This is a genomic window from Achromobacter aegrifaciens (assembly GCF_902859965.1).
GTDB classification, from domain to species: Bacteria; Pseudomonadota; Gammaproteobacteria; order Burkholderiales; family Burkholderiaceae_B; genus Achromobacter; species Achromobacter aegrifaciens.
Map to the genome: position 1 here is coordinate 400,464 of NZ_CADIKO010000002.1, position 15,216 is coordinate 415,679.

General features: G+C 66.1%; 12 protein-coding genes. All 12 read left to right on the forward strand.

Features of this window, described 5'->3' with window-relative positions; translation table 11 throughout:
- Window positions 1-42 precede the first annotated feature (42 nt).
- Window positions 43-1,320 (forward strand): MFS transporter, encoded by a 1,278-nt coding sequence (locus HV793_RS13080; RefSeq protein WP_054454748.1) that lies wholly within the window; start codon window positions 43-45, stop codon window positions 1,318-1,320.
- A gap of 10 nt (window positions 1,321-1,330) precedes the next feature.
- The gene (locus tag HV793_RS13085) at window positions 1,331-2,719 is read left to right on the forward strand and encodes a NarK family nitrate/nitrite MFS transporter (RefSeq protein ID WP_054454746.1); all 1,389 of its coding nucleotides are present in this window, start codon (window positions 1,331-1,333) and stop codon (window positions 2,717-2,719) included.
- 154 nt (window positions 2,720-2,873) lie between these two features.
- Entirely contained in the window at window positions 2,874-6,614 is a 3,741-nt protein-coding gene (locus HV793_RS13090; protein WP_175213289.1) for a nitrate reductase subunit alpha, read from the forward strand.
- The gene (gene narH / locus HV793_RS13095; RefSeq protein WP_175160663.1) at window positions 6,611-8,176 is read left to right on the forward strand and encodes a nitrate reductase subunit beta; all 1,566 of its coding nucleotides are present in this window, start codon (window positions 6,611-6,613) and stop codon (window positions 8,174-8,176) included. The genes HV793_RS13090 and narH overlap by 4 nt, the downstream gene beginning before the upstream one ends.
- Before the next feature lie 14 nt (window positions 8,177-8,190).
- Window positions 8,191-8,838: a nitrate reductase molybdenum cofactor assembly chaperone gene (narJ, locus tag HV793_RS13100; protein WP_175213290.1), complete on the forward strand. Its 648-nt coding sequence runs from the start codon at window positions 8,191-8,193 to the stop codon at window positions 8,836-8,838.
- A 19-nt stretch (window positions 8,839-8,857) separates the two neighbouring features.
- A complete protein-coding gene (narI, locus tag HV793_RS13105; RefSeq protein ID WP_054454742.1) occupies window positions 8,858-9,541 on the forward strand; it encodes a respiratory nitrate reductase subunit gamma in 684 nt (227 codons plus the stop codon).
- Between the two features lie 22 nt (window positions 9,542-9,563).
- A complete protein-coding gene (locus tag HV793_RS13110) occupies window positions 9,564-10,325 on the forward strand; it encodes a peptidylprolyl isomerase (RefSeq protein ID WP_054454740.1) in 762 nt (253 codons plus the stop codon).
- On the forward strand, window positions 10,322-11,320 hold the full coding sequence (gene moaA, locus HV793_RS13115) for a GTP 3',8-cyclase MoaA (RefSeq protein WP_175213291.1): 999 nt from the start codon (window positions 10,322-10,324) through the stop codon (window positions 11,318-11,320). The genes HV793_RS13110 and moaA overlap by 4 nt, the downstream gene beginning before the upstream one ends.
- Window position 11,321: 1 nt before the next feature.
- Window positions 11,322-11,981, forward strand: a complete 660-nt coding sequence (locus HV793_RS13120; protein WP_054454736.1) for a carbonic anhydrase — start codon at window positions 11,322-11,324, stop codon at window positions 11,979-11,981.
- On the forward strand, window positions 11,978-12,475 hold the full coding sequence (gene mobB, locus HV793_RS13125) for a molybdopterin-guanine dinucleotide biosynthesis protein B (RefSeq protein ID WP_082401034.1): 498 nt from the start codon (window positions 11,978-11,980) through the stop codon (window positions 12,473-12,475). Before HV793_RS13120 ends, mobB begins: the two co-directional genes overlap by 4 nt.
- Before the next feature lie 79 nt (window positions 12,476-12,554).
- Entirely contained in the window at window positions 12,555-14,492 is a 1,938-nt protein-coding gene (locus HV793_RS13130) for a type IV pili methyl-accepting chemotaxis transducer N-terminal domain-containing protein (protein ID WP_175213292.1), read from the forward strand.
- An 11-nt stretch (window positions 14,493-14,503) separates the two neighbouring features.
- Window positions 14,504-15,175: a response regulator gene (locus tag HV793_RS13135; RefSeq protein WP_054454724.1), complete on the forward strand. Its 672-nt coding sequence runs from the start codon at window positions 14,504-14,506 to the stop codon at window positions 15,173-15,175.
- Window positions 15,176-15,216 lie beyond the last annotated feature (41 nt).

The following is a 15,216-nucleotide window of genomic DNA, read 5'->3' on the forward strand; positions in this document are numbered from 1 at the left end:
CTAGGCTAGCCACATGTCTTCGTGAGTAAAGCGAGAGTAACCATGGCAGCAAGTCAACCTTCCGCCGGCGCGCCGATGCGGGTCCTGATTTCAAGCACATTCGCCTTCACCATCTGTTTCGCGGTGTGGATGATCTTTGCGGTGCTGGGCATTCCCATCAAGCAGCAACTGGGCCTGTCCGAAACCGAGTTCGGCCTGCTGGCCGCCATGCCGGTGCTGACCGGTTCGCTGGTGCGGGTGCCGCTGGGCATCTGGACGGACCGCTACGGCGGCCGGCCGGTGTTCTTCATCCTGATGCTGCTGGCGGTGGTGCCGATCTGGCTGCTGTCCTATGCCACCGAGTACTGGCAGTTCCTGGTGCTGGCGCTGTTCGTCGGCCTGACTGGCGGCTCGTTCTCGGTCGGCACGCCCTACGTGGCGCGCTGGTTCCCGCGCAACAAGCAGGGCCTGGCGATGGGCGTGTTCGGCGCCGGCAACTCGGGTTCGGCCATCACCAAGTTCGTGGCCCCCGCCCTGATCGCGGCGGCGGGCGGCGCCTGGGTCATCGTGCCCCAGGTCTATGCCGTGGCGCTCCTGGTCACGGCCATCCTGTTCTGGCTGTTCTCTTCTTCCGACCCCGCGCACCGCGTCAAGAGCGGAGCCAGCCTGTCGGCCCAGATGGCCATGCTGAAGGACCCGCGCGTCTGGCGCTATTGCCAGTACTACTCGGTGGTGTTCGGCGGCTACGTGGCGCTGGCGCTGTGGATGACCAAGTACTACATCGGCGAATACGGCTTCGACATGAAGCTGGCGGCGCTGCTGGCAGCCTGCTTCTCCCTGCCCGGGGGCGTGCTGCGCGCCGTCGGCGGCTGGATCTCGGACCGCTACGGCGCCTACAAGACCACCTGGTGGGTGATGTGGGTGTGCTGGGTGGCGTTCTTCCTGCTGAGCTATCCGCAGACGGAATTCACCATCGTGACGGCCAACGGTCCGCGCAGCTTCGGCATCGCGCTGGGGCCGGTCACCTTCACCGTGCTGCTGTTCGTGGTCGGCATCGCCATGGCCATCGGCAAGGCCTCGGTCTTCAAGTTCATCTCGGACGAGTTCGGCGAAAACATCGGCGCCGTTTCCGGCATCGTCGGCCTGGCCGGCGGGCTGGGCGGCTTTGTGCTGCCGATCATGTTCGGGATCCTGCTCGACCTGACGGGCGTCCGCTCCAGCGCCTTCATGCTGCTGTACGGCACCGTCTGCGTCTCCCTCATCTTCATGCACTTCAGTTTCCGGCCGGAAAGCGCGGCCATTGCCCGGCAACACGCCGCCTCTCCCTCCACCACCTCCTGAGAGTATCCCTATGTCTTCCACTCAAGTCCTTGCGCGCTGGGAGCCGGATAATCCCGGTTTCTGGAAGCAGACCGGCGCCCGCGTCGCCAACCGCAATCTCTGGATCTCCATTCCGGCGCTGATGCTGGCGTTCAGCATCTGGATGCTGTGGAGCGTGGTGGTGGTCAATCTGGACCGCGCCGGCTTCATGCTGTCCAAGAACCAGATGTTCTGGCTGACGGCGCTGCCCGCGCTGTCGGGCGCGACCCTGCGCATCTTCTATTCCTTCCTGGTGCCTGTCTTCGGCGGGCGCAAGTGGACGGCCATTTCCACGGCTTCGCTGCTGATTCCCGCGCTGGGCATGGGGTTCGCCCTGCGCGACCCGACGACTTCGTTCCCGACGCTGCTGATCCTGGCGCTGCTGTGCGGATTGGGCGGCGGCAACTTCAGTTCCAGCATGGCCAACATCAGCTTCTTCTTTCCGAAGGAGAAGAAGGGCCTGGCCACCGGGCTGAATGCCGGTATCGGCAACCTGGGCGTGTCCCTGGTGCAGTTCGTGGTGCCGGTGGTGATCTCCATCGGCGTGTTCGGCGTGGCGGGCGGCGAGCCCCAGGTCATCAACGCCAATGGCGCGCAGCAGAACCTGTGGCTGCAGAACGCCGGCTTCATCTGGGTGATCCCCATTGCGCTGGCCTCGATCGCCGCGTGGTTCGGCATGAACGACATCGCGGACGCCCGCGCCTCGTTCGCGGACCAGGCCGTCATCTTCAAGCGCAAGCACAACTGGCTGATGTGCTGGCTGTACGTGGGCACCTTCGGTTCCTTCATCGGCTTTTCGGCCGGCTTCGCCATGCTGACCAAGACGCTGTTCCCGCAGGTCGACCCCATGGCCTATGCCTTCCTCGGCCCGCTGGTGGGTTCGCTGACGCGGCCGTTCGGCGGCTGGGTGTCGGACAAGCTGGGCGGCGCGCGGGTCACGCTGTTCACCTTCGCGGCGATGATCGTCGCGGTGCTGGGCGTGGTGATGTTCCTGCCGGTCGCCGGACAGCCCGGCAACTTCAACGGCTTCCTGGCCATGTTCATCGTGCTGTTCGCGCTGACCGGCGTGGGCAACGGTTCGACCTTCCGCATGATTCCCGTGATCTTCCTGCGTGAACGCACGCAGGCGGCCGAAGGCAAGGGCGCCGCGGCGCAGAAGCAGGCCCAGGCGGACGCCGCCAAGGAGTCGGCCGCGGTGCTGGGCTTCTCGGGCGCGATCGGCGCATACGGCGGCTTCTTCATCCCGCGCAGCTTCGGCACCTCGCTCGAGATGACCGGCAGCGTGCAGGCGGCCCTGTATTGCTTCATCGGCTTCTACGCCACCTGCATGGTCATCACCTGGTGGTACTACGCCCGCCGCAATGCGCCGGTGCCTTGCTAGAGCGAAACGGACGCGGCCGGAGTGACTAGTCATTCTGCCGCGCCCGGCCTGTGCCACCGGCGAATGGTCCGGCAGGCGGGCCGCGCCCACAATGGATTCAACAGCATTGATCGCAGTACGCGCCGGCCGGACCGGCGCTCTTGGAGAATAGAGAATGAGCCATTTTCTGGACCGCTTGAAGTTCATGTCGCGGGTGAAGTCCACCTTCGCGGACGGTCACGGCGAAACGGTCAACGAGGACCGCAAGTGGGAAAACGCCTACCGCGCGCGCTGGCAGCATGACAAGGTGGTGCGTTCGACGCACGGCGTGAACTGCACGGGCTCCTGCTCCTGGAAGGTCTACGTCAAGAACGGCCTGATCACCTGGGAAACCCAGCAGACCGACTACCCGCGCACGCGGCCGGACCTGCCCAACCATGAGCCCCGCGGCTGTCCGCGAGGCGCTTCGTACAGCTGGTACGTGTATTCGGCGCAGCGCGTGAAGTACCCGATGATCCGCGGTCGCCTCATGGAAATGTGGCGCGAGGCCCGCAAGACCATGGACCCGATCGCGGCCTGGGAGTGGATCAGCCAGGATCCCAAGCGCGCCAAGCGCTACAAGGCCGTGCGCGGACTGGGCGGCTTTGTGCGCGCCGACTGGGATACGGCGATGGAAATCGTGGCCGCCGCCAACGCGCTGACGATCAAGAAGTTCGGCCCTGACCGCGTGATCGGCTTTTCGCCGATCCCGGCCATGTCCATGGTCAGCTACGCCGCTGGCGCGCGTTACCTCAGCCTGCTGGGCGGCGCCTGCCTGAGCTTTTACGACTGGTACTGCGACCTGCCGCCCGCCAGCCCGCAGATCTGGGGCGAACAGACCGACGTGCCGGAATCGGCCGATTGGTACAACTCGACCTACCTGATGGTGTGGGGTTCCAACGTGCCCCAGACCCGCACGCCGGACGCGCACTTCTACACCGAAGTCCGCTACAAGGGCACCAAGACGGTGGCCGTGTCCAGCGACTTCGGTGAAATGGTCAAATTCGGCGATATCTGGCTGGCGCCCAAGCAGGGCACCGACGCCGCGCTGGCGATGGCCATGGGCCATGTGATCCTGAAGGAATTCCACCTCTCCGGCGCGTCGGACTACTTCCGCGACTACGTGCGCCGCTACACCGACATGCCCATGCTGGTGCAGCTGAAGGAGCGCGACGGCTTCTACGCGCCGGACCACTTCCTGCGCGCCTCGCACCTGGACGGCGCGCTGGGCGAACAGAACAACCCCGATTGGAAGACGCTGGTGCTGGACGCCAAGAGCGGCGACCTGGTCGCGCCCAACGGCAGCATCGGCTTTCGCTGGGGCGAGGGCGCGGTCAACGGCGGCGAAAAGGTCGGCCGCTGGAACCTGGAGTCCAAGGACGGCGGCAGCGGCCGCGAGATCGAACCCACGCTGAGCCTGCTGGACCAATCCGACGCCGTGGTCGGCGTGGGCTTCCCGTATTTCGGCAGCGAGCATGGCGAGCTGCAGGTGCGCAATGTGCCGGCGCGCCGCATCCGCCTGGCCGACGGCAGCGAAGCCCTGGTGGCCACGGTGTACGACCTGCAGATGGCCAACTACGGCCTGGACCGCGGCCTGGGCGGCGGCAACGTCGCCAGTTCCTATGACGATGACGTGCCTTACACGCCCGCCTGGCAGGAAAAGCATACCGGCGTGCCGCGCGCGCAGGTCATCCAGGTGGCGCGCGAATTCGCGCAGAATGCCCACGACACCGAAGGCAAGTCCATGGTGATCGTCGGCGCCGGCCTGAACCACTGGTACCACATGGACATGATCTACCGCGGCATCATCAACATGCTGATGATGTGCGGCTGCGTGGGCAAGAGCGGCGGCGGCTGGGCGCACTACGTGGGCCAGGAAAAGCTGCGTCCGCAGTTCGGCTGGGCCCCGCTGGCCTTCGCCGCGGACTGGGTCCGTCCGCCGCGCCAGATGAACGGCACCTCGTTCTTCTATGCGCATACCAGCCAGTGGCGCCATGAAAAGCTGAACGTCCAGGAGATCCTGGGTCCGACGGCAGACCGGGGCCGCTACGGCGACCTCAGCATGATCGACCTGAACGCCCGCGCCGAGCGCATGGGCTGGCTGCCGTCGGCGCCGCAATTGCGCACCAATCCGCTGGACGTGGTGGCGCAGGCCGAAAGCCAGGGCAAGGATCCGGTGGCATTCGTCGCAGAGCAGCTCAAGTCGGGCGAATTGCGCATGTCGTGCGAGAACCCGGACGATCCGGCCAACTTCCCGCGCAACATGTTCGTGTGGCGCTCCAACATCCTGGGCTCCAGCGGCAAGGGCCATGAGTATTTCCTGAAGTACCTGCTGGGCACGCAGAACGCGGTGTTCGGCGACGAAGCCGAGGCGATCAAGCCCACCGAGGTGACCTACCAGGAAGACGCGGCCGAAGGCAAGCTGGACCTGCTGACGGTGCTGGACTTCCGCATGAGCACCACCTGCCTGTACGGCGACATCGTGCTGCCCACGGCCACCTGGTACGAAAAGGACGACCTCAATACCTCGGACATGCACCCGTTCATCCATCCGCTGAGCGAAGCCGTGCAGCCCTTGTGGGAAAGCAAGACCGACTGGGAGATCTACAAGCTGCTGGCCAAGAAGTTCAGCGAAATCGGCGGCCCCTACCTGGGCAAGCGCCGCGACGTAGTGCTGACTCCTCTGATGCACGACACCCCGGGAGAACTGGGCCAGGCCTTCGAACCCAAGGACTGGAAGCTGGGCGAATGCGACCTGGTTCCCGGCAAGACCGCGCCCAACATGACCGTGGTCGAGCGCGACTACAACGACATCTACCGCAAGTTCACGTCGGTGGGGCCGTTGCTGGACAAGCTGGGCAACGGCGGCAAGGGCATCAACTGGAACACCGAGCACGAAGTGCATGAGCTGGCCGGCATCAACGAGGCCGTGACCGAGCCGGGCGTGAGCCAGGGCCGGCCCAAGCTCGACACCGCCATCGATGCGGCCGAGATGATCCTGACCTTCGCGCCCGAGACCAACGGCCACGTGTCGGTCAAGGCCTGGGAAGCCCTGGGCAAGATCACCGGGCGTGACCACGCACACCTGGCCATCGGCCGCGAGCACGACAAGATCCGCTTCCGCGACATCCAGGCGCAACCGCGCAAGATCATCTCCGCACCCACCTGGTCGGGCCTGGAAAGCGAAGAGGTCAGCTACAACGCCGGCTATACCAACGTGCACGAGCTGATCCCATGGCGCACGCTGACCGGCCGCCAGCAGTTCTACCAGGACCATCGCTGGATGCTGGACTTTGGCGAAGGCTCCTGCGTGTACAAGCCGGCTATCGACACCAAGACGGTCGCGCCCATGCTGGGCCGCTACCCGAATGGCGAGAAGGAACTGGTCCTGAACTGGCTGACGCCGCACCAGAAGTGGGGCATCCACAGCACGTACTCGGACAACCTGCGCATGCTGACGCTGAGCCGCGGCGGTCCTCACGTGTGGATTTCGGAAGCCGAGGCCAAGCAGGCCGGACTGGTCGACAACGACTGGGTCGAAGTCTTCAACGTGAACGGCACCCTGACGGCGCGGGTGGTGGTGAGCCAGCGCGTGCCGGTCGGCATGTGCCTGATGTACCACGCGCAGGAAAAGATCGTGAACGTGCCTGGCGCCGAAACCAGCGGCAAGCGCGGCGGCATCCATAACTCGGTCACGCGCACGGTGCTCAAGCCCACGCACATGATCGGCGGCTACGCCCAGCAGGCCTACGGCTTCAACTACTACGGCACCGTGGGCGCCAACCGCGACGAATTCGTGGTGCTGCGCAAGATGAAGAAGGTGGACTGGCTGGAAGGTCCGCTGGTTGAAACGCAACAAGAAGAGAAGCAATCATGAGGATACGCGCCCAAATCGGCATGGTGCTGAACCTGGACAAGTGCATCGGCTGCCACACTTGCTCGGTCACCTGCAAGAACGTCTGGACCAGCCGCGACGGCGTCGAGTACGCCTGGTTCAACAACGTGGAAACCAAGCCCGGCATCGGCTATCCCAAGGAATGGGAGAACCAGGAAAAGTGGAAGGGCGGCTGGAAGCGCACCGCCGCCGGCAAGCTGGAACCGCGCCAGGGCGGCAAGCTGCGCATCCTGGCCAATCTCTTCGCCAACCCGAACCTGCCGCAGATCGACGACTACTACGAGCCGTTCACCTTCGACTACGAGCACCTGCAGAAGGCGCCGCTGTCGCAGACGCCGCCCACCGCGCGTCCGGTGTCGGTGCTGACCGGCAAGAAGATGGACAAGATCCATTGGGGCCCGAACTGGGAAGACGACCTGGGCGGCGAATTCAGCGCGCGCAGCCGCGACGCGCTGTTCGAGGGCGTGCAGAAGGAGATGTACTCGACCTTCGAGAACACCTTCATGATGTACCTGCCGCGCCTGTGCGAACACTGCCTGAACCCGGCCTGTGTCGCCAGCTGCCCGTCCGGTTCCATCTACAAGCGTGAAGACGACGGCATCGTGCTGGTCGACCAGGACAAGTGCCGCGGCTGGCGCATGTGCATCTCCGGCTGCCCGTACAAGAAAATCTATTACAACTGGAGCAGCGGCAAGGCCGAGAAGTGCACCTTCTGCTATCCGCGCATCGAGGCCGGCCAGCCCACGGTGTGCTCGGAAACCTGCGTGGGCCGCATCCGCTACCTGGGCGTGATGCTGTACGACGCCGACCAGATCGAGCACGCCGCGTCCACCGCCAGCGAGCAAGACCTGTACCAGTCGCAACTGGACCTGTTCCTGGACCCGCATTCGCCCGAGGTGATTGCCGCCGCGCGCGAACAGGGCATCCCGGAATCGTGGCTCGAAGCCGCCCGCAAGTCGCCGGTCTACAAGATGGCGGTGGAGTGGCGCGTCGCCTTCCCGCTGCATCCGGAATACCGCACCTTGCCCATGGTCTGGTACATCCCGCCGCTGTCGCCCATCCAGACGGCTGCCGAGTCCGGCCAGATGCCGCGCCGCACGGTGGGCAAGAGCGGCATGATCCCCGACGTCTCCAGCCTGCGCATCCCGGTGCGCTACCTGGCCAATCTGCTGACCGCGGGCAAGGAAGCGCCGGTGGTGCAGGCGCTGGAACGCATGCTGGCCATGCGCGCCTACAAGCGCTCCGAGACCGTGCACGGCGAACGCGACACGGCCTTGCTGGACCAGGTCGGGTTGACGGAGGCCACCGTGCAGGACATGTACAAGATCATGGCCATCGCCGACTACGAAGACCGCTTCGTGGTGCCCAGCAGCCACAAGGAAGTGGTCGAGGACAGCTTCAACGAGAAGGGCAGCTGCGGCTTCACCTTTGGCAACGGCTGCTCGGGCGGGGTGTCGGAAGGCACCTTGTTCGGACGCAAGCCCCAGGGCAGCGAGATCTTCATCGAGATGCCGAAATCCCGCAAGAAGGCCGCCTCGGTCTAGGAAAGGAGAAAAACATGAGTCTGTACCGTCTGCTTTCCGCCTTGCTGTGCTACCCGGAACCCGAGCTGCTGGACGCGCTGGGCGAAGTCGAGACCGCCTTGGCCGACTATCCCGACGCGGAGGAAACCCTGCAGCCGCTGGTCGGCTACCTGGCCACCAACGACCTGATCGCGCTGCAGGAGAACTACGTCGCCACGTTCGACCGCAGCCGCTCGCATTCGCTGCATCTGTTCGAGCACGTACACGGCGAAAGCCGCGACCGCGGCCAGGCCATGGTGGACCTGCTGGATACCTACCGCGAGCACGGTTTCGAGCCGGTGGTGTCCGAATTGCCGGACCATGTGCCGCTGTTCCTGGAGTTCCTGGGCGTCATCGACCCGGCCCAGGCGCAGGATCTGCTGGACGACGCCATCCACGTGCTGGCCGCCATCGGCGCGCGCCTGGCCAAGGGCGAAAGCCCCTACGCCTGCATTTTCGCGGTGTTGCGCGCGCAATCCCGCGTGATTCCGCGCGAGCAGACCGAGGCGCCCGTGCGCGACATGGACGAGGCGATGGAAACGTTCGGCATAGGCGCGGACGGCGTGGAACCGCTACTGCGGCCGTTCTCGGGCGATGGCGCGCAGACCGTGCGCTTCTATCCCCGCGCGCCCGCGGCTCATTAAATCTTCAGGACGACGCATCATGAACTCCCTGAATCAGTTCTTCTTCGGCATCTATCCCTACATCGCGCTGACGATCTTCCTCTTGGGCAGCCTCGTGCGCTTCGAGCGCGAGCAATACACCTGGAAGACGGACAGTTCGCAGTTGCTGCATCGTGGGCAATTGCGGTTGGGCAACATCCTGTTCCACATCGGTATCCTGGGTCTGTTCTTCGGCCACTTGGCTGGCTTGCTGACGCCGGTGGTGGTGTGGGACACGCTGGGCGTATCGCACACGCTCAAGCAGACCGTGGCCATGGTGGCCGGCGGCGTCATGGGCGGCCTGTGCCTGATCGGCCTTCTGATCCTGATCCATCGCCGCCTGAGCGACCCGCGCATCCGCGCCACCACGCGGCCCGGCGACAAGCTGTTGCTGCTGTGGATCCTGGTCACGCTGTTGCTGGGCCTGTCCACCATCGCGCTGTCTGCAGGCCACATGGACGGCGAAATGATGGTGCGCCTGATGACCTGGGCGCAGCACATCGTCACCTTCCAGGGCGACGCGGCCAGCCATGTTGCCGACGTGCCGCTGCTGTTCAAGGCGCACCTCTTCATGGGCCTCACGCTGTTCGTGATCTTTCCGTTCACGCGCCTGGTCCACGTCTGGAGCGGCTTCGCGTCGGTGGGCTACCTGGGCCGCGCCTGGCAGCTGGTCCGCCCGCGCTGATTCCCTGTCCCAGGAGCCGAACATGCCTGTCATCGTCAATGGCGTCGAACTGAACGACGCGGATCTGGAACGCGAACTGCCGCTGCATGCAGAGGCCGGCAACCCCATGCGCGAGGCGATCACTGCCCTGGTGCTGCGCCGCGTGCTGCTGGACGAGGCTGGCCGCCTGGGCCTGGACGCCGCGGACGAGGAGGGCGCCATCGGCGCCTTGCTGGCCCGCGAGGCGCCCGCGCCCGTAGCCGACGAGGCCGCCTGCCGCCGCTTCTATCAGATGCATCCGCAGCGCTTCATGGTGGGCGAGCTGATCGAGGCGGATCACATCCTGTTCCAGGTCACGCCGGGCGTGAATCTGGACATGCTGCGGGCCCACGCCAACGTGGTGTTGGCTGAGCTGCTGGAAGATCCCTCGCGCTTTGCGGAGGTAGCGCGCGAGCAATCGAACTGTCCGTCCGCCGCGCTGGGCGGCAGCCTGGGACAACTGGGCCGGGGCGATACGGTGCCGGAGTTCGAGCGGGCGGTATTCGCGCTGCCCGCCGGCGGCCTGCTGCCGCAGCTGCTGGAAACCCGCCACGGCCTGCATATCGTGCGGGTGACGCGCCGTATCGAGGGCCGCATGCAACCCTACGAGCATGTGGACAAGCAGATCGCTGCCGCGCTGTCGTCCATGAGCCGCGATACTGCCTGGCGCCAGTATGCCAAGCTGCTGGTGGAGCGCGCCGATATCCAGGGCATAGATTTGCAGGGCGAGGAGCCCGAGCGCGTCTACGGCGGGAGCGCCGCATGATGGACGAGCCGGCTGCGGGACCTCTAACGGATGGCTACGGACGCCGCATCGACTATCTACGCGTCTCTGTCACGGACCGCTGCGACCTGCGTTGCAGCTACTGCCTACCCAAGGATTTCAAAGGTTTTGAAACTCCCGCAAACTGGCTGCGCCACGAGGAAATGGCGCGGCTGGTGGGGCTGTTTGTCGGGCTGGGCGTGCAGAAGGTCCGGCTGACCGGCGGCGAGCCCCTGCTGCGCCGGGGCGTGGCCGGACTGGCCGGCGTCATCGCCGCCATGCCGGGATTGCAGGACTTGTCCGTGTCCACCAACGGCACCCAATTGGTCCGCCATGCCCAGGAACTGCGCGCCGCCGGCGTGGACCGGCTGAACATCAGCCTGGACACGCTGGATGCTGCCGCCTTCAGCCAGATTACGGGCCGGGATTGCCTGGAATCGGTGCTGGCGGGGCTCGCTGCAGCCAAGGACGCGGGCTTTGCGCCGATCAAGCTCAACAGCGTGGTGCACGCGGCCACGCCGGAGGCCGAAGTGCGCAGGCTGCTGGACTACGCGATGGCACAGGGCTTCGTGCTGCGCCTGATCGAGCCCATGCCCATGGGCAGCTGCGGCCAGGGCTACGCCCACACCGACCTGAACGCCATGGGCGCGCGGCTGGCCGCCGAAACCGGCCTGGTTCCCGCGCTGAACGGGGCGGGCGCGGGACCGGCGCGCTACTGGACCACGGGCCATGGCACGCCGGTGCTGGGTGTGATCACCCCCATATCGCGCCACTTCTGCGCAAGCTGCAACCGCGTCCGGCTGGGCGTGGACGGCACCCTGTACCTCTGCCTGGGCCAGGAAGACCAGGTGCCGTTGGGTCGCCTGCTGCGCGCGGGCGCCAGCGACGCCGAACTGGTAGCGGCGATCCGGGCCGGTATCGCCGCCAAGCCGGAGCGCCATGATTTCGTGGCCCGTCCGGAACGCATCGTGCGCTTCATGGCGCAGACAGGAGGCTGACATGCGCGATATCGAACGGCTGGTCGACGGCTTCCAGCGCTTTCAGCAGCAGTACTACGAGGACGCGCCATCGCTTTACCGCAATCTGCGCGAAGGCCAGCACCCCAGCACCTTGCTGGTCGGCTGCTGCGATTCGCGGGTGGATCCGGCCATGCTGCTGGGCTGCGACCCTGGCGACATCTTCACGGTGCGCAACGTCGCCAATCTGGTGCCCCCGGCCAGCACCGACCGCGGCCTGCAAGGCGTGCTGGCCGCGATACAGTTCGCGGTGGAGCAGTTGCAGGTCAGCCGCATCATCGTGCTGGGCCACGCCCACTGCGGCGGCATACGGGCGCTGATGGACCGACGCACCCGGGGCGACGGCGAGACCGACTACCTGGAACGCTGGATGGACATCGCCGAACCGGCCCGCAGGCAGGTGCTGCAACAGATGCCGCAGGCAACCGCGGCCGAGCGCCGGCGCGCCTGCGAACAGGCCTCCATCCTGATTTCGCTCCGCAACCTGGAGGACCTGCCCTTTGTGCGGCGTGCGGTGGAGGCGGGCAGCCTGACGCTGCACGGCTGGTATTTCGACCTGGTGGCAGGCGCTTTGCTGGCATACTCGGCGCGGGCGGACGCATTCCTGCCCATCGTATGCCCATTGTTCACGGAGCTTGCATGACCCCAGTTTTCGGCATCGCCGGCCGTTCCGGCAGCGGCAAGACCACCCTGATCGAGGCGATGCTGCCGCTGCTGGCCGCGCGCGGCCTGCGGGTCAGCGTCATCAAGCACAGCCACCACGATTTCCAGATGGAGCCGCCTGGCAAGGACAGCGCGCGCTTCCGCCAGGCGGGGGCCCTGGAGGTGATGGTAGCCTCTCCGTTCCGCTACGCCATCGTCCACGAGCTGCGCGACGCGCCCGAACCCACGCTGGACGAGCAGCTGGCGCGCCTGTCGCCGGCCGACCTGGTGCTGGTCGAAGGCTTCAAGCAGGCCGCGATCCCGCGCATCGAGGTGTACCGGCCCGCCGTGGGCAAGCCGCCGCTGCATGCGGAAGACAGCAGTTTCGTGGCGGTGGCCACCGACGCGCCGCTGGATACCGGTTTGCCCTGCCTGCCGCTCAACGAGCCGGCGCAAGTCGCGGATTTCATTTGCCGTACCCTGGGGCTCGCTTGAGGGCCTGGCTCGGGAACGGGAGGCGCAGCGGCTACACTGGAAGCCGCAGCATTCCTACAGCAAGACCGCGTTGAAAGCCATGAAGCCCACCGATACCGCCGCCCCAGCCGACGGCCTGCCTTCGCCCTGGCATCGCCTGTCCACGCGCATCGTCATCAGCTCCCTGGTGGCGCTCGTGGTGGTGCTGTCCATGGTCAGCTGGACGCTGTGGCTGTCCTGGCAGCTGGAAGGCGCGGGCGCGGCCATCAACGATACGGGCAGCCTGCGCATGCGGGCCAACCGGGTGGCGGTGGAGCTGATGCGGCCGCAGGCCGGGCGCGAGTTCCGCACCAGCGAGCAGGTGCAGCTCATGGATGACACCATCGCCCGCCTGGCGCGCGGCAATCCTGCGCGCCCGCTGTTCATTCCCAACGACGAAGCCATCCGCAAGCAATGGCATGACGTGGCCGCCTACTGGTACGACGTCATGAAGCCGGCCGCCACGCGCGCCCTGGCGCAGCCGGATGCCGCCACCTATCTGGAGACCCTGCCGGAATTCGTGGCCCGGGCCGACACGCTGGTGCGCATGATCGAACAGGACAACGCCGGCAAGACCACCTCGCTGCGCCTGTCGCAGGGCGTGCTGGCGGCCATTGCCAGCGCCGGCACGCTGGCGATGATCTATCTGCTGTATCTCTGGATCATCTCGCCGGTGCTGCGCCTGCGCGACGGCCTGCAGCGCATGGCGGCCAGGGAATTCAGCACCCGGCTGCCGGTGGAAAGCCAGGACGAGTTCGGCGTGCTGGCGCGCGGCTACAACCGCATGGCCGATGAATTGCAGGACCTGTACACCGGCCTGGAGCGGCGCGTCGAAGAAAAGACCGCGCAACTAGCCGCGCAGAACCGCGACATCGGCGCGCTTTACGACATGGCTGCCTTCCTGAACCAGCCCAACGAGATCGAAGCGCTGTGCGACGGCTTCCTGCGGCGCGTGATGCTGCAGTTCGACGCCGAGGGCGGCAGCATCCGGGCGCTGGATCCCAACAACGAAAAGCTCAACCTGATGGTGTCGGTGGGCTTGTCCGACGAACTGGTCGAGTCCGAGCATTGCATGCGCGTTAACGACTGCTATTGCGGCGTCGCCACGCGCCAGGCCGGGGTCATCGTCATCCAGGATTTCCGCGAGTCGCCGCCAGCCATGGAACTGAACTGCCAGCGCGACGGCTTTGCCAGCGTGGCCGTGTTCCGCATCGTCACGCGCGACGAGGTGCTGGGCTCGTATTCCTTGCATTTCCGCCAGCAACGCCGCCTGTCGCCCGCAGAATCGCAGCTGCTGGAAACGCTGGGCCAGCATCTGGGCGTGGCCCTGGACAACCGCCGCCTGAGCGCGCAGGCGCGCCAACTGGCGGTGGTGCGCGAACGCGGGCTGGTGGCGCAGGGGCTGCACGACAGCCTGGCGCAGGGCTTGAACTTCCTGAACCTGCAATTGCAGATGCTGGACGCTGCCGTCAAGCGCGGCGACCAGGCGGAGATCGACGAGATCCTGCCGCTCTTGCGTACTGGCGTCGACGAAAGCTACCAGGACGTGCGCGAACTGCTGACCAACTTCCGCACCAAGCTGTCACAGGGCGACCTGCAGGCCGGCATCGAAGACACGGTGGCGCGCTTCCGCCGCCAGACCGGCATCGAGACCGAACTGCGCTTCGGCCGGGGCGAGGGCGCGCCGCTGCCGCCTGACGAGCAGTTGCAGGTGCTCTTCATCCTGCAGGAAGCGCTGTCCAACGTGCGCAAGCACTCGGAAGCCAGCCACGTGCGCATCGACGTCTCCAATGACCGCGACTTCAGCCTGGTCATCGCCGACGATGGCCAGGGCTATGACCCCGCGGAGGTGGCCGAGCGCGGCGAATCGCATGTGGGCCTGCACATCATGCGCGAACGCGCCGCGCGCATGCGCGCCGTGATAAAACTTGAATCGCAGCCCGGCGCCGGCACGCGCGTCGCGCTGACCTTGCCCGGCAGCGAACGCCAGGCCGCTTGAATATTCCCACCATGCCCATCCGTATCCTCCTCGTCGACGACCACACCCTGTTCCGCTCGGGCGTGCGCCTGCTGCTGCAACGCCAACCCGACTTCGAGGTCGTGGCCGAGGCCGGCGACGGCGTCGAAGGCCTGAAACGCGCCAAGGAACTCAAGCCCGACGTGGTGCTGCTGGACCTCAACCTGCCCGGCTTGTCCGGGCTGGAAACGCTGCAGCTGCTGACGCAGGAGTTGCCGTCTTGTGCGGTCATCATCCTGACGGTGTCGGAAGAGGCAGACGAACTGGGGCAGGCGTTGCGCGACGGCGCGCGCGGCTATCTGGTCAAGAACATCGATGCCGAGGCGCTGACCGCCGCGATCCGCCGCGCGGCGGGCGGCGAGCCGGTCATCGCCGAGAGCATGACCGCCAAGCTGGTCGAACAGTTCCGCGGACAGGCCAGCCTGGCCGCGCAAGCGCCGCAGCCGGGGGGCAGCGCCGAGCGCCATCGCCTCACCGCGCGCGAGACCCAGATCGTGCAATGGCTGGCGCGCGGCGCCAGCAACAAGGTCATTGCGCGCGAACTGGACGTCAGCGAAAGCACGGTCAAGATCCACGTGCAGAACGTGTTGAAGAAACTCAATCTCACCAGCCGGGTGCAGGTCGCGGTGTACGCGGTCGAACACGGCCTGTACACGGAAGAATAGGGCGGCATGCGGCGTTCGGCATAGGCCGTTTGATCTGCGAC

Coding starts and splice junctions, on each gene's coding strand:
- HV793_RS13080 (WP_054454748.1), top strand. CDS start 43: ATGGCAGCAAGTCAACCTTCCGCCGGCGCGCCGATGCGGGTCCTGATT.
- narJ (WP_175213290.1), top strand. CDS start 8,191: ATGAGTCTGTACCGTCTGCTTTCCGCCTTGCTGTGCTACCCGGAACCC.
- narH (WP_175160663.1), top strand. CDS start 6,611: ATGAGGATACGCGCCCAAATCGGCATGGTGCTGAACCTGGACAAGTGC.
- HV793_RS13120 (WP_054454736.1), top strand. CDS start 11,322: ATGCGCGATATCGAACGGCTGGTCGACGGCTTCCAGCGCTTTCAGCAG.
- HV793_RS13110 (WP_054454740.1), top strand. CDS start 9,564: ATGCCTGTCATCGTCAATGGCGTCGAACTGAACGACGCGGATCTGGAA.
- moaA (WP_175213291.1), top strand. CDS start 10,322: ATGATGGACGAGCCGGCTGCGGGACCTCTAACGGATGGCTACGGACGC.
- HV793_RS13130 (WP_175213292.1), top strand. CDS start 12,555: ATGAAGCCCACCGATACCGCCGCCCCAGCCGACGGCCTGCCTTCGCCC.
- HV793_RS13135 (WP_054454724.1), top strand. CDS start 14,504: ATGCCCATCCGTATCCTCCTCGTCGACGACCACACCCTGTTCCGCTCG.
- HV793_RS13085 (WP_054454746.1), top strand. CDS start 1,331: ATGTCTTCCACTCAAGTCCTTGCGCGCTGGGAGCCGGATAATCCCGGT.
- mobB (WP_082401034.1), top strand. CDS start 11,978: ATGACCCCAGTTTTCGGCATCGCCGGCCGTTCCGGCAGCGGCAAGACC.
- narI (WP_054454742.1), top strand. CDS start 8,858: ATGAACTCCCTGAATCAGTTCTTCTTCGGCATCTATCCCTACATCGCG.
- HV793_RS13090 (WP_175213289.1), top strand. CDS start 2,874: ATGAGCCATTTTCTGGACCGCTTGAAGTTCATGTCGCGGGTGAAGTCC.